The sequence below is a fragment of the Pyruvatibacter mobilis genome, assembly GCF_012848855.1.
GTDB classification, from domain to species: Bacteria; Pseudomonadota; Alphaproteobacteria; order CGMCC-115125; family CGMCC-115125; genus Pyruvatibacter; species Pyruvatibacter mobilis.
This window is the reverse complement of sequence record NZ_CP051630.1, coordinates 2,861,791-2,885,352: the sequence shown is the minus strand read 5'-3', so window position 1 is coordinate 2,885,352 and position 23,562 is coordinate 2,861,791. Positions and strand designations below refer to the sequence as shown.

General features: G+C 66.2%; 17 protein-coding genes and 1 pseudogene. 13 read left to right on the top strand and 5 right to left on the bottom strand.

Going from position 1 to position 23,562, the window contains the following annotated elements:
• The first annotated feature begins 89 nt into the window (after positions 1-89).
• Positions 90-809 carry an alpha-ketoglutarate-dependent dioxygenase AlkB gene (locus HG718_RS13360; protein WP_160587113.1) on the top strand — a complete coding sequence of 240 codons (720 nt, stop codon included), beginning with the start codon at positions 90-92 and terminating at the stop codon, positions 807-809.
• On the opposite strand, the gene HG718_RS13355 is transcribed toward HG718_RS13360, so the two are convergent.
• The gene (locus HG718_RS13355; protein ID WP_160587112.1) at positions 793-2,877 is read right to left on the bottom strand and encodes a hypothetical protein; all 2,085 of its coding nucleotides are present in this window, start codon (positions 2,875-2,877) and stop codon (positions 793-795) included. The genes HG718_RS13360 and HG718_RS13355 overlap by 17 nt on opposite strands.
• A 148-nt stretch (positions 2,878-3,025) precedes the next feature.
• On the opposite strand from HG718_RS13355, the gene HG718_RS13350 reads away from it, so the two are divergent.
• The gene (locus tag HG718_RS13350; protein WP_160587111.1) at positions 3,026-4,240 is read left to right on the top strand and encodes a DUF3047 domain-containing protein; all 1,215 of its coding nucleotides are present in this window, start codon (positions 3,026-3,028) and stop codon (positions 4,238-4,240) included.
• Between the two features lie 105 nt (positions 4,241-4,345).
• Here the strand turns inward: HG718_RS13350 and grpE are convergent.
• Together grpE and hrcA are read right to left on the bottom strand one after the other, a co-directional pair.
• Positions 4,346-5,017, bottom strand: a pseudogene (gene grpE, locus HG718_RS13345) (nucleotide exchange factor GrpE); the annotation flags it as partial.
• A 169-nt stretch (positions 5,018-5,186) separates the two neighbouring features.
• Positions 5,187-6,275: a heat-inducible transcriptional repressor HrcA gene (hrcA, locus tag HG718_RS13340; protein WP_160587109.1), complete on the bottom strand. Its 1,089-nt coding sequence runs from the start codon at positions 6,273-6,275 to the stop codon at positions 5,187-5,189.
• 314 nt (positions 6,276-6,589) lie between these two features.
• Here hrcA and rph point away from each other — a divergent pair, with 314 nt between their 5' ends.
• The 3 genes from rph to hemW are packed head-to-tail and all read left to right on the top strand — an operon-like array spanning position 6,590 to position 9,127.
• Positions 6,590-7,309 (top strand): ribonuclease PH, encoded by a 720-nt coding sequence (rph, locus tag HG718_RS13335; protein WP_160587108.1) that lies wholly within the window; start codon positions 6,590-6,592, stop codon positions 7,307-7,309.
• Positions 7,306-7,944 carry an RdgB/HAM1 family non-canonical purine NTP pyrophosphatase gene (gene rdgB / locus HG718_RS13330; protein ID WP_160587107.1) on the top strand — a complete coding sequence of 213 codons (639 nt, stop codon included), beginning with the start codon at positions 7,306-7,308 and terminating at the stop codon, positions 7,942-7,944. The genes rph and rdgB overlap by 4 nt, the downstream gene beginning before the upstream one ends.
• A 7-nt stretch (positions 7,945-7,951) precedes the next feature.
• A complete protein-coding gene (gene hemW, locus HG718_RS13325) occupies positions 7,952-9,127 on the top strand; it encodes a radical SAM family heme chaperone HemW (protein ID WP_160587106.1) in 1,176 nt (391 codons plus the stop codon).
• A 32-nt stretch (positions 9,128-9,159) separates the two neighbouring features.
• Here the strand turns inward: hemW and HG718_RS13320 are convergent, their stop codons facing one another.
• Positions 9,160-10,425 carry a penicillin-binding protein activator gene (locus tag HG718_RS13320; RefSeq protein WP_160587105.1) on the bottom strand — a complete coding sequence of 422 codons (1,266 nt, stop codon included), beginning with the start codon at positions 10,423-10,425 and terminating at the stop codon, positions 9,160-9,162.
• Between the two features lie 173 nt (positions 10,426-10,598).
• On the opposite strand from HG718_RS13320, the gene rsmI reads away from it, so the two are divergent.
• The 8 genes from rsmI (at position 10,599) to olsB (ending at position 21,158) form a co-directional block, all read left to right on the top strand.
• Complete coding sequence (gene rsmI / locus HG718_RS13315; protein WP_160587104.1) at positions 10,599-11,570, top strand: 16S rRNA (cytidine(1402)-2'-O)-methyltransferase; 972 nt, start codon at positions 10,599-10,601, stop codon at positions 11,568-11,570.
• Positions 11,570-11,983, top strand: a complete 414-nt coding sequence (locus tag HG718_RS13310; protein ID WP_160587103.1) for a YraN family protein — start codon at positions 11,570-11,572, stop codon at positions 11,981-11,983. Before rsmI ends, HG718_RS13310 begins: the two co-directional genes overlap by 1 nt.
• Positions 11,984-12,403: 420 nt before the next feature.
• Positions 12,404-13,342, top strand: a complete 939-nt coding sequence (locus HG718_RS13305) for a BON domain-containing protein (RefSeq protein ID WP_160587102.1) — start codon at positions 12,404-12,406, stop codon at positions 13,340-13,342.
• Positions 13,343-13,413: 71 nt separating this feature from the next.
• Entirely contained in the window at positions 13,414-14,328 is a 915-nt protein-coding gene (locus tag HG718_RS13300) for a SirB1 family protein (protein ID WP_160587101.1), read from the top strand.
• 149 nt (positions 14,329-14,477) lie between these two features.
• The gene (gene gshB / locus HG718_RS13295; RefSeq protein WP_160587100.1) at positions 14,478-15,422 is read left to right on the top strand and encodes a glutathione synthase; all 945 of its coding nucleotides are present in this window, start codon (positions 14,478-14,480) and stop codon (positions 15,420-15,422) included.
• Between the two features lie 310 nt (positions 15,423-15,732).
• Entirely contained in the window at positions 15,733-17,268 is a 1,536-nt protein-coding gene (locus HG718_RS13290) for a YifB family Mg chelatase-like AAA ATPase (RefSeq protein ID WP_160587099.1), read from the top strand.
• A gap of 201 nt (positions 17,269-17,469) precedes the next feature.
• Positions 17,470-19,629, top strand: a complete 2,160-nt coding sequence (locus HG718_RS13285; protein ID WP_160587098.1) for a PAS domain-containing hybrid sensor histidine kinase/response regulator — start codon at positions 17,470-17,472, stop codon at positions 19,627-19,629.
• A 347-nt stretch (positions 19,630-19,976) separates the two neighbouring features.
• The gene (olsB, locus tag HG718_RS13280) at positions 19,977-21,158 is read left to right on the top strand and encodes a l-ornithine N(alpha)-acyltransferase (RefSeq protein ID WP_244617633.1); all 1,182 of its coding nucleotides are present in this window, start codon (positions 19,977-19,979) and stop codon (positions 21,156-21,158) included.
• 63 nt (positions 21,159-21,221) lie between these two features.
• Here olsB and HG718_RS13275 read toward each other — a convergent pair whose 3' ends face one another.
• Positions 21,222-23,516: an NADP-dependent malic enzyme gene (locus HG718_RS13275; RefSeq protein WP_027844813.1), complete on the bottom strand. Its 2,295-nt coding sequence runs from the start codon at positions 23,514-23,516 to the stop codon at positions 21,222-21,224.
• Positions 23,517-23,562: the final 46 nt, after the last annotated feature.

Sequence of the window (23,562 nt, the reverse complement as noted above, 5' to 3'; positions counted from 1 at the left end):
AGGACCCGCCGGATACGCGAGTTATATATGTAGGGCGGTACCGCACCGCAACACTGCGGCAGCGGATTTTCCATAATTTAAGTGTGCTAATGACCCGCGAAACCGGCGCCAATTCCCCGACATCCAGTGACCCGACGTCCAGAGACCCGGAATCAGGGAACGCTGCTTCGGGGCCTGCCCCCGTCACGGCCACGACGGTCGACATCGCGCCCGGTGTGACCCTGCTGCCGCAGCGCCTGCCGGCGGAGGCCCAACAGGCACTGCTGGCGGACATACGCCGGATCGCCGACGAAGCCCCCCTCTATACGCCCACCATGCCACGCACCGGCAAGGAATGGACCGTGCGGATGACCAATTGCGGGCCCCTGGGCTGGGTGTCGGACAGGGACGGCTACCGCTATGAGACAACCCACCCGGTCACGGGCAGGCCCTGGCCGCAGATCCCCGAAACCCTGCTCGCCCTGTGGGACGAGGTCACGGCCTATCCCGCCCCGCCGGAGTGCTGCCTGGTGAATTACTACGCGGACAAGGCCCGCATGGGCCTGCACCGGGATGAGGACGAGGAGGCCCGCGACGCCCCCGTCCTCTCGGTCTCCCTCGGCGACACGGCGACGTTCCGCCTGGGCGGCCTTGAGCGCTGCGACAGGACCAAGAGCTTTCGCCTCCATTCCGGCGACGTGCTGCTGCTGGGTGGTGACAACCGCCTTGCCTATCACGGCATCGACCGCATCCTGCCGGGCACCTCGACCCTGCTGAGAGATGGCGGAAGGCTGAACCTGACCCTGAGGCGGGTCAATCCTGCCGGATGAGCCCGGCCAGACCGGCAACGAGCAGGGATGCAAATCCCCAGCCTAGAATGATGTGAAGGATGTGAAGAAACCGCACTGTGCCACCAGTGAGCCAAGCCGGACCTTTCGAAAACTCGCCGATATTGCCCGCTGGTTGCCAGAAAGGTTCCTGGTAGAGATCAATTAGAGGTAGGGCGACATCAAAAGAGTAAGCGAGGCTGTGAAACTCGGGATAGCCGTCCGGCAACTTTGGGTCATCGGCGTTGTAAGCCTTGCTCATCAGCACAATTGGCTGGCTTGGGACCATGATCCGATTGGCATGGGCCAATTCATATAGTGGCCACCCCAGAAGGACGAGCCCGAGAAACCAGACCACCGGCAGTCCGCGCCGGAATCCAAAGGATGTCGTTAGTCCGAGTATCAGATGCCAGAGCCACCGTCCAAAGAGTCGGGTTGCGGGCCAGTTACGACGTATACGGATCAAGCTATTGAGAGAGGCCCTTGGGTTGGAAGAGAGAAAGGTTTGCCAGAGTTCTGTTACAAGATCGAACGTCCTCAGTTCTGCGAGCCGTTTTTCCTGCAACTTGCGCTGCTTGTCGATCAGAATGCGGCTCGCATCGATCGGGTGACCCATTGCCCTCAGCACCGAGGCACATTGCTCAAAAGGTTGTGGCCGAAGGTCATAACGTCCGCCAGAGTTGGGCCGTTGCCCTAGGTGTTCCGGCACCTGTTGGCCAATCCAGTGCTTGCGAAAGCCGTATTCGCAATTTGCGAACCGTCGATACACAAGACCATCAAGCCTGAGTGATTTGCCGTTCGGCCAGCCGTCTCTTTGGTCAGCAAGTTCATGGACATGAGCGCCGGTAAGATCGACGCAACCATCTTCTCCAGAAAATCGGTTAGATCGTGCGATGAACGGTCCGGATAAGTGGGTGTCTGAAAGGTCAAGCCATTTGCCTTTTGTCGTGGTGAGATTGGCACCAACTAATCCAAATTGGCCTGCGATGGTGGCGCCCTGCAGTCGGACCGCGTTCCGCCCCTCTGCCTCAAAGCATGTGCCGTCAGGCGCGTGGGCGAGAAAGACATCTCCCTTGACAGTCAGCCCGTCGGCAGTGAGCCCGCCTTCCGCATTTTGCCCGCCGAGTCGGGCACCCTGCAAGGTAAGCTGCCTTTCAATAGTGGCCCCCGGCAGACGGACCGCTTCTCGTCCCTCTGCCTCAAAGCGCACACCGTCAGATGAGGTATTGAGAAAGACACTTCCCTTAACGATCAGCCGATCGGCAATAAGTCCGACCTGGGCCATTGGCCCGCCAAGCCGCGCGCCCTGGCATTCAAGACTACCGTCGATGGTGGCTCCGACCAGACATACTGCTTCTCGCCCCTCTGCCTCAAAGCGCGTGCCGTCAGACGAGGTCTTGAGAAAGACATCCCCCCCGACGGCCAGTCTGGCGGCATTGAGCGCCCGATCCGCATTAGGTCTGCCAATGCGCGCGCTCTGTAAATCAAGAACGCCACCAATGCTAGCCCCCAGCAGACGAATTGCCTCCCATCCGTCTGCTTCAAAACGGCGGCCCACAGGCGAAGTGGTAAGTAAGACACTTCCTTTGACGGTCAGCCCGTCCGCGCGCAAACCGTGGAGGGCACTGGGGGCGCCGAGCCGCGTTCCATACATCATCAACGACCCGTCTATGCAGGCGTCTACCAAATTTACGCCGGTCGCAATGGTGCAAGTATCAAGGCTTAAATCCCCGTGGATACGCGCGCTGTCCGCATACAGCTCATGGATTTCACAGTCCGTCAGCTCAATCGGTGCAACCAGGGCCATGAGGGCAATATCAAGCCCGCCGGGCAGGGCAATACCCACGGCGCGCAGCCCCCGTGGGTGGGGACAGATCGGCGCTGCGCCTGAAAGGCATAAATCGCCCCGCAGCAGGGTCGCGATGACGGCGCCGTCCACCGACCTGGCCGCGTCCCGCGCCTGCCCGGTGAGGCCTTCCCCGTCAGCCCAATGCTCAAAAGAGAAAATCTCCCCTTCCCGGGTACAGCGGACGAGTTCTTTTTCGCAGTCGGTGAGGTTTCCAAGGGGCATGGGACGATTCGCGGTAGAAGGGCGCAAGGTTGAGCGCCAATCCTGTCCGAATTCGCATAAAAAGCCGAGTCGGGCTCGCCACATAAGTGCAAAGGGCCAGACTGTCCGTTAGCCTCGGTCCCAAATGTGATTTTCATGGGAGGCCTCAATGGGCATCGCGCATGAGCTGGCGGTGGCGTTAAAACGTTGGCGCTATGTGCAACAGCACGGCAAGGCGGCACCGCCTCTATCCGCGGATGATTTCCGGGCAGGCGCGCAGTCGTTGATCGATGCAGCGGCAGCGCATATCGCGGAGGCCGCGTTCATCGACCTGCCGCCCAGCCGCATGCCCTGGACCTCGACAGACATGGTGCTGGCGGACGGCGACGAGGTGACGCTTCTGTCCGTTGGCCGCCTGTGGCTGAGCCGCGGGCTTGATATCTGGGTGGGGCCGCAATTCCAGGTCTGGGGCCGGATCGGCGAAACGGGCGAGGTGTTCAACGGCACCCGCGAGACGATGACCGTGACGGCGCACGGCACGGATGCGACCGGCGGCAGGCTGTATCTCGGCGGGCAGTTCCCCGGCCAGTTCTCCGACAGGCAGGGAAGGATGATGCCGGACCTCAACGCCTATGCAGGCGCGGACGGCGACTTCACCGTGCTGGCAATCCGCTGGCGCAAGGATGCAGCCTCAGGGCTGGCCGCCATGGCCGCCGCCGGTGACGTCAATGGACTGGTGGCTTTGGAGCGTGACAGGCTGGAAAATCCGGATGTGCCGCCCGAAGGCTGGAAGCCCCTGTGGTTCCTCGGACAGAATAATATCTATACGGAGCAGTTTGGCACGTCTGGTGCGAGTGATGGGACTGGTGTGGCCGGTGCGGCTGGCGGGGAAGGCCATGCCTGCATCCACTGCCACACGGATCAGAATGTCGGCATTCTGCAGAAGGAAACGCCCTTTGCGCTGACGCCCGACACGGAAATCAGCTGGGACTGGAAAGTGGATGCCATCCCCTCCGCCCTGCCGGAGGATACGGCGGCCAGCCACGACTACATCTCGATTGCGGTGGAGTTCGAGAACGGCCGCGACATCACCTATTACTGGAGCCGTGAACTGCCGGTGGGCACCGCCTATTGGTGCCCGCTGCCCACCTGGAAGGACCGCGAGTTCCATGTGGTGATCCGTTCAGGCGAGCAGGATCTGAAGACCTGGCTATCCGAGCGCCGCAATCTGCACGCGGATTATGCTCGCTATATGGGCGAGCCGCCGGAACGCATCGTCCGCGTCTGGTTCATCGCCAACAGCCTGTTCCAGCGCATCCCCGGCACAGCCGACTTCCGCAACATAACGCTTGCGAATGCCGGGGAGCGTCTTCAGGTGCTGTAGGGCTCAGGCCTTGGTGTCGATGGTGGCGCCGGGATTGGGCTTGCCACCGTCGCTTGCACCGCCACCCGAGCTGTCGCCCGTGCCGCCTTCGGTGCCGCCGGCTTCGCCATTTGCCTCGGAAGCGGATGCGGCGTCAGCAGCGGGCGCTGCGGCGGCGGCCGGGCCGCCCTTGGAGACGCCGACCATGGCCGGGCGCAGCAGGCGGTCGCCGATGATGTAGCCGGTGGCGACCACTTCCATCACCGTGCCGGAGGGCTTGGAGGGGTCCGGCACCTCGAACATGGCCTGGTGCAGATTGGGGTCGAATTTTTCCCCATGCGGGTTGATCGGCTTCACCCCGTGGCGCTCCATCACCGAGAGGAATTCCCGCTCGGTCATTTCAACGCCCTCGATGAGATTGCGGACAGGCTCGGGTACGCCCTGGCGGTCCTCGTCCGACAGGGTGTCGATGGCGCGGCGCATGTTGTCGCCCACCGAGAGGATGTCGCGGGCAAAGCTCGTCATGGCGTATTTGCCCGCATCCTGCTTGTCGCGTTCAGCGCGCTTGCGGGTGTTCTCCGCATCCGCCACCGCGCGCAGCAGACGGTCCTTGAGGTCGGCCACTTCGGCTTCCAGCTCGGCAATGCGGGCCTCGGGGCCTGTGGCCGCGTCGGTGACCTCTCCCGCATCGGCGCCATCGGCCGGTGCGTCCCAGGGAGTGCCCTCGGCAGCAGCGTCCTGCGCGGCACCCTCGTCAGCGGGGGTTTCGGGCTGGGCCTGGTCTTTCGGATCACTCATTTGAACATCACCATGCAAAAGATCGGGAAGGGGCGGAGGCAGCCTGCCTGATGGCGGCGCCTCCGGTCTGCGCCGCTTGTACGCCAGCGGCAGGCGGCTGTGAACCATTTAGGCAGCCCTGTTCCGCACGCAACCCGTGCGCCGGGAGGCAGCGGACGGACATGTTGCGTTAGCTGACGAGCTGGGTCACCAGCCGGGCCGTGTAATCCACCATGGGTATGACGCGGGCATAATTGAGGCGCGTGGGGCCGACAACGCCAAGGACGCCGACAATCTGGTTGTCCGCATTGGTGTAGGGCGAGACGATGACCGAGGAGCCCGACAGCGAGAACAACTTGGTTTCCGAGCCGATGAAGATGCGCACGCCGTCGGCGTTCTCTGCCAGCGACAGCAGCTCCAGCAGTTCCTGCTTGGTTTCAAGGTCGTCGAACAGCCGCCGCACCCGTTCAAGGTCCTCCAGCGCCTGCACATCCTCCAGCAGATTGCCGCGCCCGCGCACGATCAGCGACCGGCCGGCAGCTCCGCTCCCGGTCCCGGCGGAGGTCTTCCCCTGCCCGGTCCCCGACCACACCGCAAGGCCTGCCTCGACGATCTGCGTGGTGAGTTCATCAAGCTCCGCCTTGCGGGCGGCGATTTCCTCGCGCACCTGGCGCTGCGCGTCGCTGAAGCTTTTTCCCTTGAGGCGCGCATTGAGGTAGTTGGCGGCGATGGTCAGCGAGGAGACCGGCATGTCCGGCGGCGTGTCGATGATGCGGTTTTCCACCATGCCGTCCTCAAAGACGACGACGGCCAGCGTCCGCCCCGGCGACACCGGCACGAATTCAAGCTGCTTCAGCCGTGCCTCGCGCTTCGGTGCCACCACGAGGCCTGCGCAATGGGACAGGCCGGAGAGCGTCTGCGACACATGGGCGAGCGCGTCGTCCACCGGCTGGTTGGAGCCCGACAGCTGCGCCTCGATGCCCGCCCGCTCTTCCTCGGTGAGATCGCCCACCTGCAGCAGCGCGTCGACGAACAGCCGCAGGCCGGCTTCCGTCGGCATGCGCCCGGCGGAGGTGTGCGGCGAGGTCAGCAGGCCCAGCTCCTCCAGATCCGCCATCACATTGCGGATCGAGGCCGGCGACAGGGAGACCGTCGCCGCTTTGGACAGGGTCCGCGACCCCACCGGGTCGCCGGTCTCAAGATAGGTTTCCACCAGCTGCCGGAACACGTCCCGAGACCGCTGGTTCAGTTCCAGCAATGTGTTGGGGCCATCAGCCATGCGTGGTGCCGTCTCCGAAACGAAAACCGGTTGCCCGCAGCCGGAAGGGCCCGGGCGGGGCGGAAAGGCGGCGCGGTTTCGCGCCATGCGGGAATCTAGGAACGCCCGGCGCTCCCGTCAATTTGGCCGGCGCGAGAGCAGCCCGGGAGACCGGGGACAGATCATCTCTTGCAGGCGCTGGCGCACGCGGATAGGAAGTCAGCCGAACCCCGACACAGGCGGCGATATATATCGGGATATATTTCCGACACGAGACATATATCCGAAATATATGTTGCGCCGCACATAAGCGTCCCAACCGAATTGGAGTGTCCATGCGCCCGTCCGGCCGCCGTCCCGATCAGATGCGTTCCGTTTCCTTCGAACCCGGCTTTTCCAAGCACGCCGAAGGCTCCTGCCTGGTCCGGTTCGGCGACACCCATGTGCTGGTGACCGCCAGCCTCGAGGAGCGCGTGCCGCCCTTCCTGCGCAATTCCGGCCGCGGCTGGGTGACCGCCGAATACGGCATGCTGCCGCGCGCCACCGGCGACCGCATGCGCCGCGAGGCGTCCGCCGGCAAGCAGTCCGGCCGCACCCAGGAAATCCAGCGCCTCATCGGCCGCTCCCTGCGGGCGGTGGTGGATCTCGGCGCCATGGGCGAGCGCCAGGTCTCCGTCGACTGCGACGTGATCCAGGCCGATGGCGGCACCCGCACCGCCTCGATCACCGGCGCCTGGGTGGCGCTGCACCAGTGCTTCTCCTGGATGAAGGAGCGCGACATGATCAAGGAGATCCCCCTGCGCGACCACGTCGCCGCGATCTCCTGCGGCATCTATAACGGCACCCCGGTTGCCGATCTCGACTATGCCGAGGATTCCACCGCCGGCACCGACGCCAATTTCGTCATGACCGGCTCCGGCGGCATCGTCGAAATCCAGGGCACCGCCGAAGGCGACCCCTTCTCCGAGCAGGAATTCAACGACCTGATGGGGCTCGCCAAGGCGTCGATCCGTGATCTCGTGACCATGCAGAAGCAGGCGGCGGGCCTGTCGTGAGCAGCCACCGCCGCTTCACCGGGCCGAAAATCATCGTGGCCAGCCACAATGAGGGCAAGGTGCGCGAGATACGTGACCTCCTGGCACCCTTCGGGGTCGAAACCGTCTCCGCTGCGGAGCTTGACCTGCCCGAGCCGGAGGAGACCGGCACCACCTTCCGCGCCAATGCGGAGCTGAAGGCGCTGGCCGCTGCCACCGCTGCGGGCCTGCCCGCCCTGTCGGACGATTCAGGCCTCGCCGTGGACGGCCTCGATGGCGCACCGGGCATCTACTCCGCCAGATGGGCCGAGACCGGTGAGGGCCGCGATTTCGCCGCCGCCATGCAGCGGGTGGAAAAGGACCTCTGCGCCGTCAATGGCGGGCCCAATGGCAACCGGGCTGCCAAATTTGTCTGCGCCCTGACCCTGGCCTGGCCCGACAGCCATGTGGAAACCTTCCAGGGCGAAGTCACCGGCACCCTGGTCTGGCCCGGCCGCGGCACGCAGGGCTTCGGTTATGATCCGATCTTCGAGCCGGACGGCCACCGGCTGACCTTCGGCGAAATGGACCCGGCTGCAAAACATGCCATCTCCCACCGCGCAGACGCCTTTGCCCAGCTCATCGAGGCCTGCTTCGGCGACCCCGCAGCATCCTGACGCCCCCATGAGTTCCCCCGCGGGCACCCGCGCGGGCGCGCCCAACAGCCGCCCCTTCGGCATCTATGTGCACTGGCCCTTCTGCCAGGCCAAATGCCCCTATTGCGATTTCAACAGCCATGTGCGGCCGCAGGTGAATCAGGCCCGCCACGCCGCAGCGCTGGTGCGCGAGCTTGAAACCATGGCTGCCCGCATGCCGGGCGAAACCGTCACCAGCATCTTCTTCGGCGGCGGCACCCCGTCGCTGATGCAGGGCGCAACCGTCGACGCCTTGCTCAACGCCATCGCCCGTCTCTGGCCTGTGGCCGCAGATGCCGAGATCACGCTGGAAGCCAACCCCACCAGCGTCGAGGCCGACCGTTTCCGCGCCTACCGCAACGCAGGTGTCAATCGCGTCTCCCTTGGTGTCCAGGCGCTCGATGATCGAAGCCTCAAGGCCCTCGGCCGCCTGCACTCCGCCGATGAAGCCCTGCGCGCCGTCACCCTGGCGCGCGACACCTTCCCGCGCGTGTCCTTCGATCTCATCTATGCCCGCCCGCAGCAGACGGTCGAGGCCTGGGACGCAGAACTCACCCGCGCGCTCGCCTTCGGCCCGGATCATCTGTCGCTCTATCAGCTCACCATCGAGGAGGGCACACCCTTCGCAGCGCTTCACGCGGCAGGCAGATTGTCAGTCCCCGACGAGGACACGGGCGCAGCCCTCTATGAAACCACCCAGGCCCTGTGCGAGGCAGCGGGCCTGCCCGCCTATGAAGTGTCGAACCACGCCCGCCCCGGCGAGGAGAGCCGGCACAATCTCGTCTACTGGCAGGGAGACGCCTATGTGGGCATCGGCCCCGGCGCCCATGGCCGGCTGCTGACACCGTCAGGCTGGCAGGCCACCAGCACCCTGACCGATCCCGCAGCCTGGCTTCAGGCCGTAGAGGCCACAGGCCATGGCCTGGTTGTGGATGAGTATGTGGATAACTGCGACCGGGCGGTCGAAATGCTGCTGATGGGCCTCCGTCTCCGCGAAGGAATCCAGCTTTCCCGGCTTTCCGCGCCCTTTGGCGATCTTGTTGACAACCAGGCTGTCGAAAAGTGCATCGCCAATGATCTCTTGGTGATGCATGGGGATAAGCTACAGGTCACCCAAGCGGGCCGCCCTGTGCTCAACGCCCTGCTGCGCGAAATCCTGCTCTAGGGTCAGGCCCGCCAGGGCCTGTGCGGATCGTCCTAGAACACCGCCCCGCCGGTGAGCGACTGCGGGGCCGGGCTCACCACCACGAAGCCGCCCGGGCGCACTTCCTTCACTGTCAGCGCCCGTTCGTTGAGGCCCTGCGGGGTGAAGCGGAACACGCCGTCAATGCCGGCAAAGCCGTCTTCGGCGGTCAGCTCCGCCACCGTGTAGCGCTGGCCGGGCGTGCCGCTGGACAACGCGATTGCCAGGCTCATGGCGTCATAGGCAAGGCTCGCAATCCGGTGCGGTTTGGTGCCGAACACCTGCTCGAACCGTCCCTGGAAAGAGGTCCGCGCCTCGGTCGGCGGCGCAGCAAACCAGCCACCCACAAGAGACGGCTCCCGCAGCACCGACGGGTCGTCCCACAGCCCGGTGCCGATGAACTTCACCTCGCGCGGGTCCACATCGTAATAGGGCAGGAGCGGCGCCAGCGCCTGCAGCTCGGTGCCACCCGCTGGCAGCAGCACGATGTCGTAATTCTCTTTCTGCTTCGCCAGCCGTTCCGCCGGAGCCAGCATGCCGTCGGTCGAGCCCGCATAGGTCTCGGTCGCCGTCAGCTGCGCGCCGCGCGCGGTGATCGCCTGGCTCAGCTGGGTGCGCACCCGCTGGCCATATTCGTTCTGCGGCAGCAGCGCGGCAAAGCGCTGATGACCCTCCAGCACGGCGAAGTCGACGATCCGCTCGATGTCGTCTTCCGGCAGGAAGCTCAGCAGATAGACACCGCCGCCGGCCACGTTGCGGTCAGTGGAAAAGGCGATCACCGGCACCTGCGCCTGCTGCGCGGGAATGGAGACCGCTGCCACGGAGGACGCAAACAGCGGCCCCAGAATGATGTCCGCCCCCTCGGCAATGGCCTCCCGCGCGGCGGTCGCGGCGGTGGCCGGGTTGCCGGCCGTGTCCTTCGGCATCAGCAGGATGTTGGGATCATCGAATTCAAACAGCGCCAGCTGCGCGGCATCCATCATCGCCTTGCCCACCGGCGCGGCCTGACCGCTCATCGGCACAAGGATCGCCACCCGCACCGGCTCGGCCACCGACAGGTGGCGCGGCTTCAGAAAGCCCGTGGTGTCCCGCGCCGGGCCGTCCTGCGGCGGTGGTGTCACTTTCACCTGCGGCGGCGGGGTCTGTGTCGGCGGCGTCTTGTCCGCGCCGTCAGTGGTGGAGCAGGCGGCCAGCATCAGGCCCGTCATCAGCGCCGCAGCACCCAGCTTCAGATGCCGCCCCATGCGCGAGCTAGTCGCCGCCGTCGATACCGCCGTCATGTTCCGTGACCTCTCCAAACTGTCGCTCTCCCGTCTCAGTCTCCAGGCCGGGGCCGGTGGCCTCAACCCGGAGCTGCCGCATCGCACGGGAGATGGAAAGCAAAGCTATATCGCCCCCGCCCGCCTGAGAACAGGTGTGTTGCGCCCTGCCCCTGCATCCCCTATTGGGCAGTATGGCATCCGCACAACAGCATCCCCAGGCATCGGGCGAAAACAAGGCGTCAGGCAGCCGCCTGCGCTCGCCCCTGGGCCCGGGTCTGCACATTGCCGCAACACCCATCGGCAACGCGCAGGATGTCAGCCTGCGCCTGCTCGACGCCTTTGCGTCGGCTGATCTCGTGCTCTGCGAAGACACCCGAGAGACTGGCAAGCTGCTTGCGATCCACGGCCTGTCCGCCCGGCTCGAGAGCTATCACGAGCACAATGCTGAGCGCATGCGCCCGCGCGTGCTGGCGCGGCTGGCGGACGGCGCGGCCATTCTCCTCGTCAGCGATGCGGGCACGCCGCTTGTGTCCGACCCGGGCTACAAGCTGGTGCGCGACGTGATTGCCGAAGGCCATGCGGTGACGGCCCTGCCCGGCCCTTCCTCTGTCCTCGCCGCGTTGTGCATCGCAGGCCTGCCGACAGACCGCTTTTTCTTCCAGGGCTTCCTGCCCCCAAAATCCGGCGCGCGCGACAAGGCCATCGCCGCCCTTGCCGAAATTCCCGCAACCCTCGTCATCCTCGAGACCGCCAAGCGCCTGCCGCAAACCCTGCGCGCGCTTGCCTCCGGCCTCGGCGCGCGGGAGGCCGCTGTCACCCGCGAACTCACCAAGAAGTTCGAGGAAGCCCGCCGCGGCCCCCTGCCTGACCTCGCCGCCCATTACGAAGCCGAAGGCCCGCCACGCGGTGAAATCGTGCTGGTGGTCGGCCCGGCAACAGCCGGCGGTGACACGGACGAAGACGCCGATGCCCTGCTGGACAGGGCACTGACCGAAGCCATGCGCCACGACAGCGCCAGCCGTGCCGCCGCCGAAGTGGCACGCACCCTGGGCATCCCCCGCAAGCGCGCCTATGCCCGGGCGCTGGAGCTGGCCGACGCAGGCCCCTCCGCCAGCGAGGAGCGCGGCAGCGAAGAGTCCGCCAGCGAGGAGCGCGGCAACTGATGGCGTCCCCGGCCCCGCGTCGCGGCAACGGCCCCGCCAAAGGGTCCGGGACCAGGGCCGGAAAACGGGCAGCCGAGCGGCGCGGCCGCCATGCGGAAACTGCAGCCGCCTTTCTGCTCAGGGCCAAGGGCTATCGCATTCTCGCCCGCCGCCTGCGCACGCCGTCAGGCGAGATCGACATCCTGGCGCGTAAAGGCAATTTGCTTGTCATCGTTGAGGTCAAGGCCCGCGCCCGCCGGGAGGATGCGGGCATTGCCCTGACGCCGCGCCAGCAGCAGCGCCTCACTGCCGCGGCGTCCTGGCTGCCGCGCTGGCGGCCCGGCCTTGCCGGGTGCGACATGAGGTTTGACCTCATCGCCGTCAGCCCGTGGCGCTGGCCCCGGCACACACCCAACGCATGGATGGCCATGTAACGTTTCGTCACCGGCTTGATGGTCCGGCGGTGGGCGACCCCGCCCATTCCCCCTCGGCCCGGCGCGCCGTTTGTGGTATGAAATGCCTGTCCTCGGCGAATCACTTGCATGAAGCTGCAAGCGCAAAGCGCCAGCCCCTCAATGAACCGGAAACCGGTCGCGTGGGGTCTCCGGGACAGCGCCGCAGAAGCAGCGCGCACGGCCTGCACAGCAGGCCATGGATGCCACGAAGGCGTTCAACAGGGACAAGTCGAACCGGGCAAACCGCTACCCGCATGGGTCTCCGGCAGGAGACGGCTCCATGCGGGCGCCGCCGCTCATCCGCAGCTGTCACCGGGCCTCCGCCCGCCGCAGCGCGGATGGCCGGTGTGGTCGTGACCCGGCGTGCCCGATGGCCCGCCGCAATGCAGGTGGTGTCCCATGGCTATCAAGATGGCCCTCAAATCGTCGTCCCTTCTCGCGCTGGCAGCGGCGGGCAGTCTGGCCCTTGCGGCCTGCACCCCGGTCGGCATGGCGGTGGGCGCAGGTGCCACGGCAGGCATCGCCGCCTTCCAGGAGCGCCCCGTCGGCGAAGCGCTGACCGACACTGAAATCAAGCTCGGCCTCACCGACCGCCTGCTCAAGAGCGATGACGGTCTTTATTCCAAGGTCTCGAGCAAGGTCATGGAAGGCCGCGTGATGATGACCGGCCTCGTCCAGCGCGACGAGGAGCGGGCGGCAGCCACCCGCATCGCCTGGACCGTGCCGGGCGTGCGCGAGGTCATCAACGAGATCGAGATTTCCGAGACGTCCTCGCTGGAAACCCTGCCGTCGGATGAATGGATCGACGCCAAGCTGAGCGCCCGGCTGCTCACCGACTTCTCCATTTCCGACATCAACTACGCCACGGACGTCACCAACGGCTCTGTCTATGTCCTCGGCATCGGGCAGGACGAAGGGGAGATCGACCGGGTTGCAGCCCATGCGCGCGACATTTCCGGCGTCCGCCGCGTGGTCATGCACGCCATCACCGTCAACGACCCGCGCCGCATGGCCGAGCGCCCCGCAGGCGTCCCTGCCGAACAGCCCTTCGAGCGGCAGCCGGCGGGCGAGCGCCAGGGCCATGTGCTGGCAGAAGCCCAGGAGCGCGAAGACATCCTGACCGGACAGCCGCCCCTGCGCACCGATATGTCGGCCTATGACGATGCCGTCGCCATCGAAACGGCCAGCACCTCTACCGCCTATCAGCCCACCTATCAGCCCGCATATGAACCGGCCTACCAGCCCGCTCCGGCTTATGACACAGGCACCGGCGGGCCGCGCAGCCTGTCGCCGGGTGCCTCGGCCATCGAGAGCAGGGACTTAGCACCAGTGCGATGAGAGCGTTATCCTTCACCCGCCGGGGCGACGCTGACGCCCGGCGCCGTCAGCCACCAGCGGGAGCCATGAGCATGACCCCCGAGCTCGACCGCGTTCTGCGCGCCGCCGGAGAGGCCGCCGACGACGCGATTGATCTGGCCGAAACCGCCCTGGCGCTCGGCGCCTCGGACATGCCTGATCTGGTGCTTGATCCCTACCGCGCCCATCTGGCCCGCATCGCCGAAGACGTGGCGGCCCGTGCTGCAGCCCTTGCCGGCCCCGATGCCCAGTCCGCGGATCCCGCCCGCCGCGAGGCCGGCATCACCCGCGCCCGTGCCCAGGCCCTGGCCGACGTCATCGCCGGTGACTTCGGCTATGACGGCGACCGGGTGACCTATGACGACATGGCCAATGCCAATCTGGTGCGCGTCATCGACCGCAAGCGCGGCCTGCCGGTCGCCCTCGGGCTCATCTACATTCACGCCGGCCGCGCCAATGGCTGGGCTGTCTCCGGCGTCAACTTCCCCGGCCATTTCCTCGTCCGCCTCAACGGCATGGTGCAGGGCGGCCCGCCGCCGGTGATGATCGATCCGTTCTCCGGCGGCCAGGTGCTCGACGAGGACGAAGTGGTCGGCCTCCTCGCCCGCGTGCGCGGCCTTGATGAGGACAGCGACGGCTCCCCCAGCCAGGCTGACCTTGATCAGGCCCTGGCGCCGGTCACCGCCCGTGCGGTTCTGTTACGGCTGCAGAACAATATCTACACCCGCGCCCTGCAGGCCCGCGATACCGCCCGCGCCCACGCGATCCTCGCCCGCATGACCGCCATTGCCCCGCGCGACGCGTCCCTGTGGCTTGAGCGGGGCCGCCTCGACGGCGAGCTGGGCAACCTCATGTCTGCCCGCCAGGCCTTTGCCCGCGCTGCCGAACTGGCTCTCGCCGATGGCCGCAGTCATATTGTCCGCGAGGCCCGGGCCGCCTCCGACAGCCTCCGCATGCGCCTCCACTAGGCTGCAGCCTTGTGTGCCGGTCTAACGGCCTGCCTGCGCCGGATGTGCCCGCGCGTGCCTGGCACTTTGCCCATTGACCTTGCCGGACCCCGCACCGACATTCCGCCGGAACCGGACACACCGATACCAAGACGTGAAAGAGGCGGACAATGGCGCTCAAGATTGCAATCCAGATGGACCCGGTCGCGGCCATCGACATCAAGGGCGATTCCACCTTCCGCCTGGCACTTGAAGCACAGGCCCGCGGCCATGCGCTCTGCTACTACCTGCCGCGCGACCTTTCCCTCAGCAATGGCGAGGTGCTGGCCCGCACCCGCAGCCTTGAGGTGCGCGACGCGGAGGGCGATCATTTCACTGAAGGCAACGAGGTTGTCACAAACCTGCGTGACGTGGACGTGGTGCTGATGCGCCAGGATCCGCCCTTCGACATGAGCTACATCACCGCCACCCACATCCTCGATCACATCCACCCCCACACCCTGGTGGTCAATGATCCGTCCCATGTGCGCAACGCGCCTGAAAAGCTGTTCGTCACCGAGTTCGACGGCGTCATGCCGCCGACGCTGATCTCCTCCAGCGAGCAGGACATCCGCGCCTTCCGCGCCGAGCACAAGGACATCATCCTCAAGCCGCTTTACGGCAATGGCGGCGCCGGCGTCTTCCGCGTCCGCCCGGATGACGAAAACCTCGCATCCCTGCTCGAGATGTTCACCCAGATGTACCGCGAGCCGCTGATCGCCCAGGCCTATCTCCCGGACGTCCGCGCCGGCGACAAGCGCATCATCCTGGTCGACGGCGAGATCGCCGGAGCCATCAACCGCGTCCCGGCCGAGGGCGAAAGCCGCTCCAACATGCATGTGGGTGGCCGCCCGGAAGCAACCCGGTTGACAGACCGGGAGCGCGAAATCTGCGCCATCATCGGCCCGGAACTTAAAAAGCGCGGCCTCATCTTCGTCGGCATCGACGTCATCGGCGACTACCTCACCGAAATCAACGTCACCTCGCCGACCGGCCTGCGGGAGATCGAGCGGTTCGACGGCACCAATATCGCCGCCATGATCTGGGATGTGATCGAAGCCAAGCGCGCGTCCTGACCCGCTCGGGGCAACAGCGCCTGCCCGCCGGTCTGGCACTCTCCGGCCCTGGTGAGTGATAGTTCACCTGTCCCCAGAAAAAGAACGTGCGTTCATTTAATGTTCTTGCTATGGTCTCAAGTGTTAAGGCGGATTGGGGATAATTGTGCTCAGTTGTCAATTTGACGCAAGCGGGCGGAACATTTGTAGGCCAAAGCTGAAGCCTGTGCGTCGCCCGGCAATTTGCGTTTCGAGCACCCGCAGACTTTCCGTCAACTGATAATCGGCCATTCGGCGCAAGTCCGGATGGTCCGGCGTGATGGGGGTGGGCATGGTTGCACGCGTCAACACGGTTGCGTTCGAAGGTGTCGAGGCACGCGATGTCAGCGTGCAGGTCCAGCTTTCCCCTGGCGTTCCGGCTTTTGCCGTCGTCGGCCTGGGTGACAAGGCAGTTGCTGAAAGCCGCGAACGCGTCCGGTCCGCGCTGACTGCCATCGGTCTCGCCCTGCCGCCCAAGCGCATCACCGTCAATCTCGCCCCCGCCGACCTGCCCAAGGAAGGCAGCCATTACGATCTTCCCATCGCCCTGGCCCTGATGACCGCCCTGGGCGTTCTGCCCCAGGATGCGATGGACGGTTTCTGTGTATTGGGCGAACTGGGTCTTGATGGCTCGATCGCCCCGGTCACCGGCACCCTGCCCGCAGCCATCGCCGCCAATGGCGCAGATCGCGGGCTCATCTGCCCCGAAGCCTGCGGGCCCGAGGCCGCCTGGGCGGGGGAGATGCAGATCATCGCCGCCCGCTCGCTCCTTGAGGTGGTGAACCACGTCAAGGGCACCCAGACCCTGCCGGCCCCGCGCCCGGCCCCCCGCGCAGCGGGCGGCACCATCCCCGATATGGCCGACATCAAGGGCCAGGAAACCGCCAAGCGGGCGCTGGAGATCGCTGCCGCCGGCGGCCACAACCTCCTCTTTGTCGGCCCGCCGGGGGCAGGCAAATCCATGTTGGCAAGCAGGTTGCCGGGCATTCTGCCGCCCATGTCGACCCGCGAAATGCTGGATGTCGCCATGGTTGCGTCCATCGCCGGCACGCTGGAAGGCGGTGCCCTGAGCCCTGCCCGGCCGTTCCGCGCGCCGCATCATTCGGCCTCCATGGCAGCCCTGGTCGGCGGCGGCATCAAGGCCAAACCCGGCGAGATCTCCCTGGCCCACAACGGTGTGTTGTTTCTCGATGAACTGCCTGAGTTCGCGCGCCCCGTGCTTGATGCCCTGCGTCAGCCGCTTGAGACCGGCCAGGCGGTGATCGCCCGCGCCAACCACCATGTCAGCTACCCGGCCCGCGTCCAGCTTGTCGCTGCAATGAATCCGTGCCGCTGCGGCTATGCCACCGAGCCCGGCCTGGCCTGCGGCCGCCTGCCCCGCTGCGCTCAGGATTATCAGACCCGCGTCTCCGGCCCGCTGATGGACCGCATCGACATCCAGCTCGACGTCCCCCCGGTCTCCGCCGCTGATCTGCGTCACGGGGTGCCCGGTGAGCCGTCTGCCGCCATCGCCGCCCGCGTCGCCGCCGCCCGTACCCGTCAGGAAGCGCGCTACACATCCCTCGCCGACGGCAGCACTCTGCCCCGCACCAATGCCGAAGCGGACGGCCAGCTTCTCGACCAGGTGGTGCAGCTCGACACTGAAGGCCACGACCTGATGGATCAGGCCGCCGAGCGCCTGCGCCTGTCGGCCCGCGGTTTTGTCCGCGTCCTGCGCGTCGCCCGCACCATCGCCGATCTCGAGGCCAGTGACCGCGTCACCCGCGCCCACCTTGCAGAAGCCCTGAGCTTCCGCCGCGCCCCGGCCACCGCCCACGCGGCAGCCTGACGGCGGTCTCAAATCGCGGCCAATTTCGTTCCGGTCCGGCAACAACCACAGCGGAGTGGGCGCAGCACCCGCCGATCCGCATTCCGGTTAACGTGATCTTCAGCCACACGGGGCAGGGTAGGCCCATCGGCATCTGCCCGAAGGGGCCGGTGTCCGGTCACCTGCGCTGCAGCCGTCCCCCGTACCGGAGACCCGTGCCCCATGGCTCCCGCCTTCCTGTCCGCCATTCGCGCTGCGAGCGCCACGGCCTTGCGCCGCCTCGCCGATGGTCTGGCGCGTGACGGCGGCGAGGCGGCCCCGGTCCATGCGGAGCTTGATCGCCTGCGTGGGCTGATCGACGGCCAGGCCGACATCATCTTCCGCCGCGACGTCGCCGGACGTCTCACCTTCGTCAACGATGTCTTCTGCCAGACCTTCGGCACCTCGCAGGAGGAGGCCCTGGGCCGGCCCTTCCGCCCGGAAGTGGATCTCACCGCCGGGGAGGGTCTTGTCGGCAAGCCGCCATCTGCGTCCCTTGGCGCTGCCCCCGGCCAGCCGCTCATCATCCGTACCGATCAGCGTCTGCGCACCCAGCTGGGCTGGCGCTGGATCAGCTGGGAGGAATCTCCCATTCGCGGGGCCGATGGCCGCCTGCATGAAATCCAGTGCGCCGGCCGCGACATCACCGAGCGCAAGGACGCCGAGCGCGAACTGGCCCGCGCCCGCGACGAGGCAGAGCAGGCCAACCAGGCCAAATCCGCCTTCCTCGCCACCATCAGCCACGAAATCCGCACGCCGATGAACGGCATCATCGGCATTTCGGCCCTCTTGGCCGAAACCGATCTGACGCCGGAACAGGCCAATTACGTCCAGGCCGTCCGCCGCTCCGGCCATGCGCTGCTGCGGCTCATCGACGACATTCTGGATTTCTCCAAGATCGAGGCCGGTCGCCTCGAGCTGGAAGACCAGCCCTTCTCTCTGGAAGACATGGCCCAGGGCCTGGCCGAGTTGCTCGCCCCCCGCGCCGTCCAGCGCGGCATTTCCCTGGCCGTCGTGGTGGACCCGTCCCTGCCGGAACAGGTTCTGGGAGACCAGGGCCGCCTGCACCAGGTCTTTGCCAATCTGGTTGGCAACGCCATCAAGTTCACCGACAAGGGCGGCGTCACCCTGCGCCTTCTCCGCGCTCATGCTGAGCAAGACGGCCAGCACGTTACCTCCGATGAACGAAATGCGACCGTAACGCTGGAAGCCCGCATCGAAGACACCGGCATCGGCATGGGCGAAGACGATCAGCGCATTGTTTTCGAGGAATTCCAGCAGGCCCGCGCCCGCGCCGCCCAGAAACGCGGCGGCACCGGCCTCGGTCTCGCCATCTCCCGCAAGCTCATTTCCGCCATGGGCGGCACCATCGCGCTGGAAAGTGACGTGGGGAAGGGCACCGTCTTCACCCTCACCGTGCCCTTGCCGGTCACGTCTGACGTGCCCCTCGGCGACGCGGCCTCCCTCGCAGACACCCACGCCCTTGTCGCGCTGGAGCCGGTGGATGCCGAAGCACTGGCCGCCACGGTCCGCCTTCATGGGGGCAGGGCCCACGTGCCCGAAAGCGCGGCGACAGCCTTCGACGGCTTCACCTTCCACGGCACCCCGGCACTCATCGCCTATGCGGATGATTTGACCGCGCCCATGGTGATGGAGATCCGTCACCGCTATCCGGGCATCCGCATCCTCGCGGCCGCAGCCGCCGACAACCGCCAGCAGGCCCGCGATGCCTCTGGCCGCGAGCAGGCCCCTGCCGATGCCTACATCCTGCTTCCGTTCCGCCGTCATTCCGCCGTCGCGGCCCTCATCGGCGGTGAGGAAGCCTTCGCTGAGCCGTCCCAGGGTATGTCCGCGGCACCATCGGCTCTTTCGTCCCCTGCGCCGGATACCGCGTCGCCGACGGCCCCCGCACCCGCAGGCGGGCGCGTGCTCCTGGCCGAGGACAATGACGTCAACGCCCTTCTGACCGTCAGCGTGCTCGAGCGCGACGGCCACGAAGTGGTGCGCGTGCACAATGGCCGCGAAGCGGTTGAGGCACTGGAGACCCAGGCCCGCTTCGATCTGGTGCTGATGGACATGCACATGCCGGAAATGGACGGCATCGAAGCCACCCGGGAATTACGCGGCAACGGCCATGATGTCTTCGTGGTGGCACTCACCGCCAATGCCTATTCTGAAGATCGCCAGCGCTGCCTGGACGCGGGCATGAACGACTATCTCTCCAAGCCCGTCGAGCCGGACGCCCTGCGCGCCATTCTCGGCCAACGGGTGCGGGCAGGCGCAGAGCCCGCCACGCCATCCGTGGACAAGGCACCCCGACCGGCCCGCGCCGCCCACGCCTGAGGGCAGGCCAGGTACAAGCCGCAACGGGCAAAACTGTAATTAATTCAATCGATTAGGGTTGAGGCTGCGATCCCTTGCAGCCGGTGGCCATTCTGCGCGCCGTCAGGGATGACAACTTTGTTGCATTGATGCGCGCAGCAACCCACTTGTCTGTATCCGGCGCAACCGGACCGCTGCGGAAAGAGGTATTAACGCGCAGCCGAATGGGTTAAGACCGAACCGGCCCGTCCCGGCATGGTCACGACATCGTGGCACATCCGCTGTCACACCCTCCTGTCACATTGGGGACATCATGTGACATATGCTGGGCACGCGGCAGGGGCCAAAGGTGAGAGGGAGACACCGGTTTGTTCAAGCAGCTTGCAGTTGCCGGTCTGCGTCGGGGGTTCGGCGCGGTCATGGCGCTTCGCCTGCGCTACGCCCGGCGGCGTCCGCGCCGCGGCCGGCGTAATCTCATGCGCCTCACCCGTGGCTTCGTCGCCCCGCAGGCTTTCATTGGCACCAGCCGCCGCTTCCGCCGGGCCGCCACCCACCCGCATCTTCACACGCCCAAGACGCGGCGCGTCTTCTGGGGGCTTGAGCCGCGCACCATGGGCGCTGCCGGTTACCGCGCTGCGGCCCGCCGCCGGGTCAACCGGGCAGCCCGCTTCTCCGGCAAGTTCGGCCCGCCGCCGCGCCCGCTGGCCCGCCGCAAGTCGCTCGAAGTCCGGGTGGCGGAAACCGAGGCCGAAGTCCGCGCCGCCCAGCGCCTGCGCTACGAAGTCTTCTATGAAGAGATGTCCGCTCAGGCGAGCCCCCGCATGGCGGCAGAGCGCCGCGATTTCGACCGCTTCGACGCCTTCGCCGATCATCTGCTGGTCATCGACCATTCCCGCATTCCGGCTGACTACACCGGCCGCGACGTGCCCCAGGAGGCCGTTGTCGGCACCTACCGCCTGATGCGTCAGGAAGTGGCGGAAGCCCGGGGCGGTTTCTATACTGCGAACGAGTTCGACATCGATCACTGGGTCAAGGCCTCCGGTCCCGATACCCGCTTCCTTGAGCTTGGCCGCTCCTGCGTCCACAAGGACCACCGCTCGCGGCCGACGCTGGAGCTGATGTGGCATGCCATCGTCAGCTATCTCGTCCATTACGAGCTGGACGTGATGTTCGGCTGCGCCAGCCTTGAAGGTACGGACCCGGACGAACTGGCCCTGCCGCTTTCCTTCATGCACCACTTCTGCCAGGGCGATGGGTCCACCCCCAATGTGCGGGCACGTGACGAGCTCTATGTGAACATGAACCGCATCCCGCGTGATGAGGTGGACGCCAAGAAGGGCCTGCGCGCCCTGCCGCCACTCATCAAGGGCTATCTGCGTGCCGGTGCCACCATCGGCGACGGCGCGGTGGTGGATCACCAGTTCGGCACCACCGACGTGCTCATCATCTTCCCCGCCAGCCAGATCAATGACCGCTACCGCGACAAGTTCGGCAAGGGCGACATGAAGGGCGACAAGCCGGCTGAAACAAAAACGGAGACGGTGGCCTAGGCCATCCGTCTCCGCTGTCATGTCGTTCAGGCTGGCAGCCTGTCGGGCCGCCGGAATGGCCGCTCAGGCATCAAGCCCATAGGCCGCGATCGCCGCGAGGTTCACAAGGTCCGACACGGTGGCACCCAGCGGGGCGATCTGCACCGACTTCTCCAGACCCACCAGCAGCGGGCCAATCATTGAGGCCCCGCCCAGTTCGCCCAGCAGCTTGGTTGAGATCGACGCCGAGTGAATGGCCGGCATCACCAGCACATTGGCAGGCTCCGACAGGCGGCAGAACGGATACATGCTCATCGCATCACGGTTGAGCGCCACATCCGCGGCCATCTCGCCGTCATACTCAAAGTCCCGCTGCTGCCGGTCGAGGATCTCCACCGCCTCGCGCACGCGCTCGGAGCGTTCACCCATCGGGTGGCCGAAGGTGGAATAGGCCAGCAGCGCCACGCGCGGCTCATAGCCCAGGCGGCGCGCCACGGCGGCGGCCTGAATGGAGATGTCCGCCAGCTCCTGCGAGGTCGGCATGTCGTGCACGTTTGTATCCGCCACCAGCACCGTGCGGCCGCGCGCGAGGATCATGGAAATGCCCATGGCGCGCTTGCCCGGGGCATCGTCGATCACCCTGCGCACATCACCCAGCGCCACGGAATAGGAGCGGGTCACACCCGTCACCAGCGCGTCCGCGTCACCCGCCGCCACCATGGAAGCGGCGAAGATGTTGCGGTCATTGAACACCATGCGCGTGCAGTCGCGGGCGAGATAGCCGCGCCGCTGCAGCTTGGCATAAAGCGCGTCCGCGTAGTCCGGGCCCGCATCTGACACCCGCTGGTTGATGATCTCGATGCCCTCGGCGTCTTCCGCCAGGCCCGCATCCTTCATCTGTGCGCGGACGATGTCCTCGCGCCCCAGCAGAATCGGCGTGCCCAGTCCCTGGTCGCGGAAGGCGATCGCGGCGCGCACCACCTTGCTCTCCTCGCCCTCGGCGAACACCACGCGCTTCGGCTCGCGACGCACGCGCTCGACAATGAATCCCAGCGACGCAGCCGTCGGGTCAAGGCGGGCAGTCAGCTCCTGCTGATAACCCTCCATGTCGATGATCGGCCGCTGCGCCACGCCTGTTTCCATCGCAGCCTTGGCAACAGCCGGCGGCACGGTGGTGATCAGGCGCGGGTCAAATGGCACGGGAATGATGTAGTCCTTGCCGTAACGCGGGCGCATGCCGTGATAGGCGGCAGCCACTTCGTCGGGCACGTCTTCGCGCGCAAGCGACGCCAGCGCTTCGGCGGCGGCGATTTTCATCGCGTCATTGATGGTCGTCGCCCGCACATCCAGCGCCCCGCGGAAGATGTAGGGGAAGCCCAGCACATTGTTGACCTGGTTCGGATAGTCAGACCGGCCCGTCGCCATGATCACGTCCTGGCGCACCTCGTGGGCTTCCTCCGGCGTGATCTCCGGGTCCGGGTTTGCCATCGCGAAGATAATCGGGTTGTCGGCCATTGACGCCACCATCTCGGGCGTCAGCGCGCCCTTCACCGACACGCCGAAAAACGCGTCGGCCCCGTCCATCGCCTCAGCAAGTGTGCGCTTGTCGGTCGGTGCCGCATGCGCCGACTTCCACTGGTTCATGCCTTCCTGGCGGCCCTGGTAGATCACGCCCTTGGTGTCGCACAGAAGCGCGTTCTCGCTCTTCACGCCCATGGCCTTCACCAGCTCGAGGCAGGCGATGCCCGCCGAGCCCGCGCCGTTCACCACCAGCTTCATGTCCTCGAACTTGCGGCCCGTCAGGTGGCAGGCGTTGATCAGCCCGGCGGCGGCAATGATCGCGGTGCCGTGCTGATCGTCATGGAACACCGGAATGTCCATGAGCTCGCGCAGCCGCTCCTCGATCATGAAGCACTCCGGTGCCTTGATGTCCTCGAGGTTGATGCCGCCGAAGGACGGGCCGAGATAGCGCACGGAATTGATGAATTCGTCAGCGTCCTCGGTGCCAACCTCAAGGTCGATCGAGTCAACGTCGGCGAAGCGCTTGAACAGCACCGCCTTGCCTTCCATCACCGGCTTGGAGGCCAGCGCGCCGAGATTGCCGAGACCCAGGATCGCCGTGCCGTTCGAGATAACGGCAACCAAGTTGCCCTTGGCCGTATAATCATAGGCCGAGGTCGGGTTCTCCGCGATGGCGCGTACCGGTGCCGCCACGCCGGGCGAATAGGCCAGCGACAGGTCGCGCTGGCTCGCCATCGGCTTGGTCGGCGTGATCTCCAGCTTGCCCGGGCGGCCCTCTGCATGAAACAGCAGGGCTTCTTCGTCGGTGTAGCGGCGGCGGCTGCCGGAACCTTCAGTCATCGGGTGGTCGACCTTCATGATCATGTGGCGGGAACACCGGGCCGGCGGCGCGGGAGGCGGGCGG

What these genes read in the sequence shown, in the direction of transcription:
- HG718_RS13320 (WP_160587105.1), bottom strand. Translation starts at nt 10,425, where the DNA reads ATGACGGCGGTATCGACGGCGGCGACTAGCTCGCGCATGGGGCGGCAT.
- rph (WP_160587108.1), top strand. Translation starts at nt 6,590, where the DNA reads ATGCGCCCGTCCGGCCGCCGTCCCGATCAGATGCGTTCCGTTTCCTTC.
- HG718_RS13360 (WP_160587113.1), top strand. Translation starts at nt 90, where the DNA reads ATGACCCGCGAAACCGGCGCCAATTCCCCGACATCCAGTGACCCGACG.
- HG718_RS13305 (WP_160587102.1), top strand. Translation starts at nt 12,404, where the DNA reads ATGGCTATCAAGATGGCCCTCAAATCGTCGTCCCTTCTCGCGCTGGCA.
- hrcA (WP_160587109.1), bottom strand. Translation starts at nt 6,275, where the DNA reads ATGGCTGATGGCCCCAACACATTGCTGGAACTGAACCAGCGGTCTCGG.
- HG718_RS13275 (WP_027844813.1), bottom strand. Translation starts at nt 23,516, where the DNA reads ATGAAGGTCGACCACCCGATGACTGAAGGTTCCGGCAGCCGCCGCCGC.
- HG718_RS13290 (WP_160587099.1), top strand. Translation starts at nt 15,733, where the DNA reads ATGGTTGCACGCGTCAACACGGTTGCGTTCGAAGGTGTCGAGGCACGC.
- HG718_RS13300 (WP_160587101.1), top strand. Translation starts at nt 13,414, where the DNA reads ATGACCCCCGAGCTCGACCGCGTTCTGCGCGCCGCCGGAGAGGCCGCC.
- HG718_RS13350 (WP_160587111.1), top strand. Translation starts at nt 3,026, where the DNA reads ATGGGCATCGCGCATGAGCTGGCGGTGGCGTTAAAACGTTGGCGCTAT.
- rsmI (WP_160587104.1), top strand. Translation starts at nt 10,599, where the DNA reads ATGGCATCCGCACAACAGCATCCCCAGGCATCGGGCGAAAACAAGGCG.
- HG718_RS13285 (WP_160587098.1), top strand. Translation starts at nt 17,470, where the DNA reads ATGGCTCCCGCCTTCCTGTCCGCCATTCGCGCTGCGAGCGCCACGGCC.
- gshB (WP_160587100.1), top strand. Translation starts at nt 14,478, where the DNA reads ATGGCGCTCAAGATTGCAATCCAGATGGACCCGGTCGCGGCCATCGAC.
- HG718_RS13355 (WP_160587112.1), bottom strand. Translation starts at nt 2,877, where the DNA reads ATGCCCCTTGGAAACCTCACCGACTGCGAAAAAGAACTCGTCCGCTGT.
- HG718_RS13310 (WP_160587103.1), top strand. Translation starts at nt 11,570, where the DNA reads ATGGCGTCCCCGGCCCCGCGTCGCGGCAACGGCCCCGCCAAAGGGTCC.
- hemW (WP_160587106.1), top strand. Translation starts at nt 7,952, where the DNA reads ATGAGTTCCCCCGCGGGCACCCGCGCGGGCGCGCCCAACAGCCGCCCC.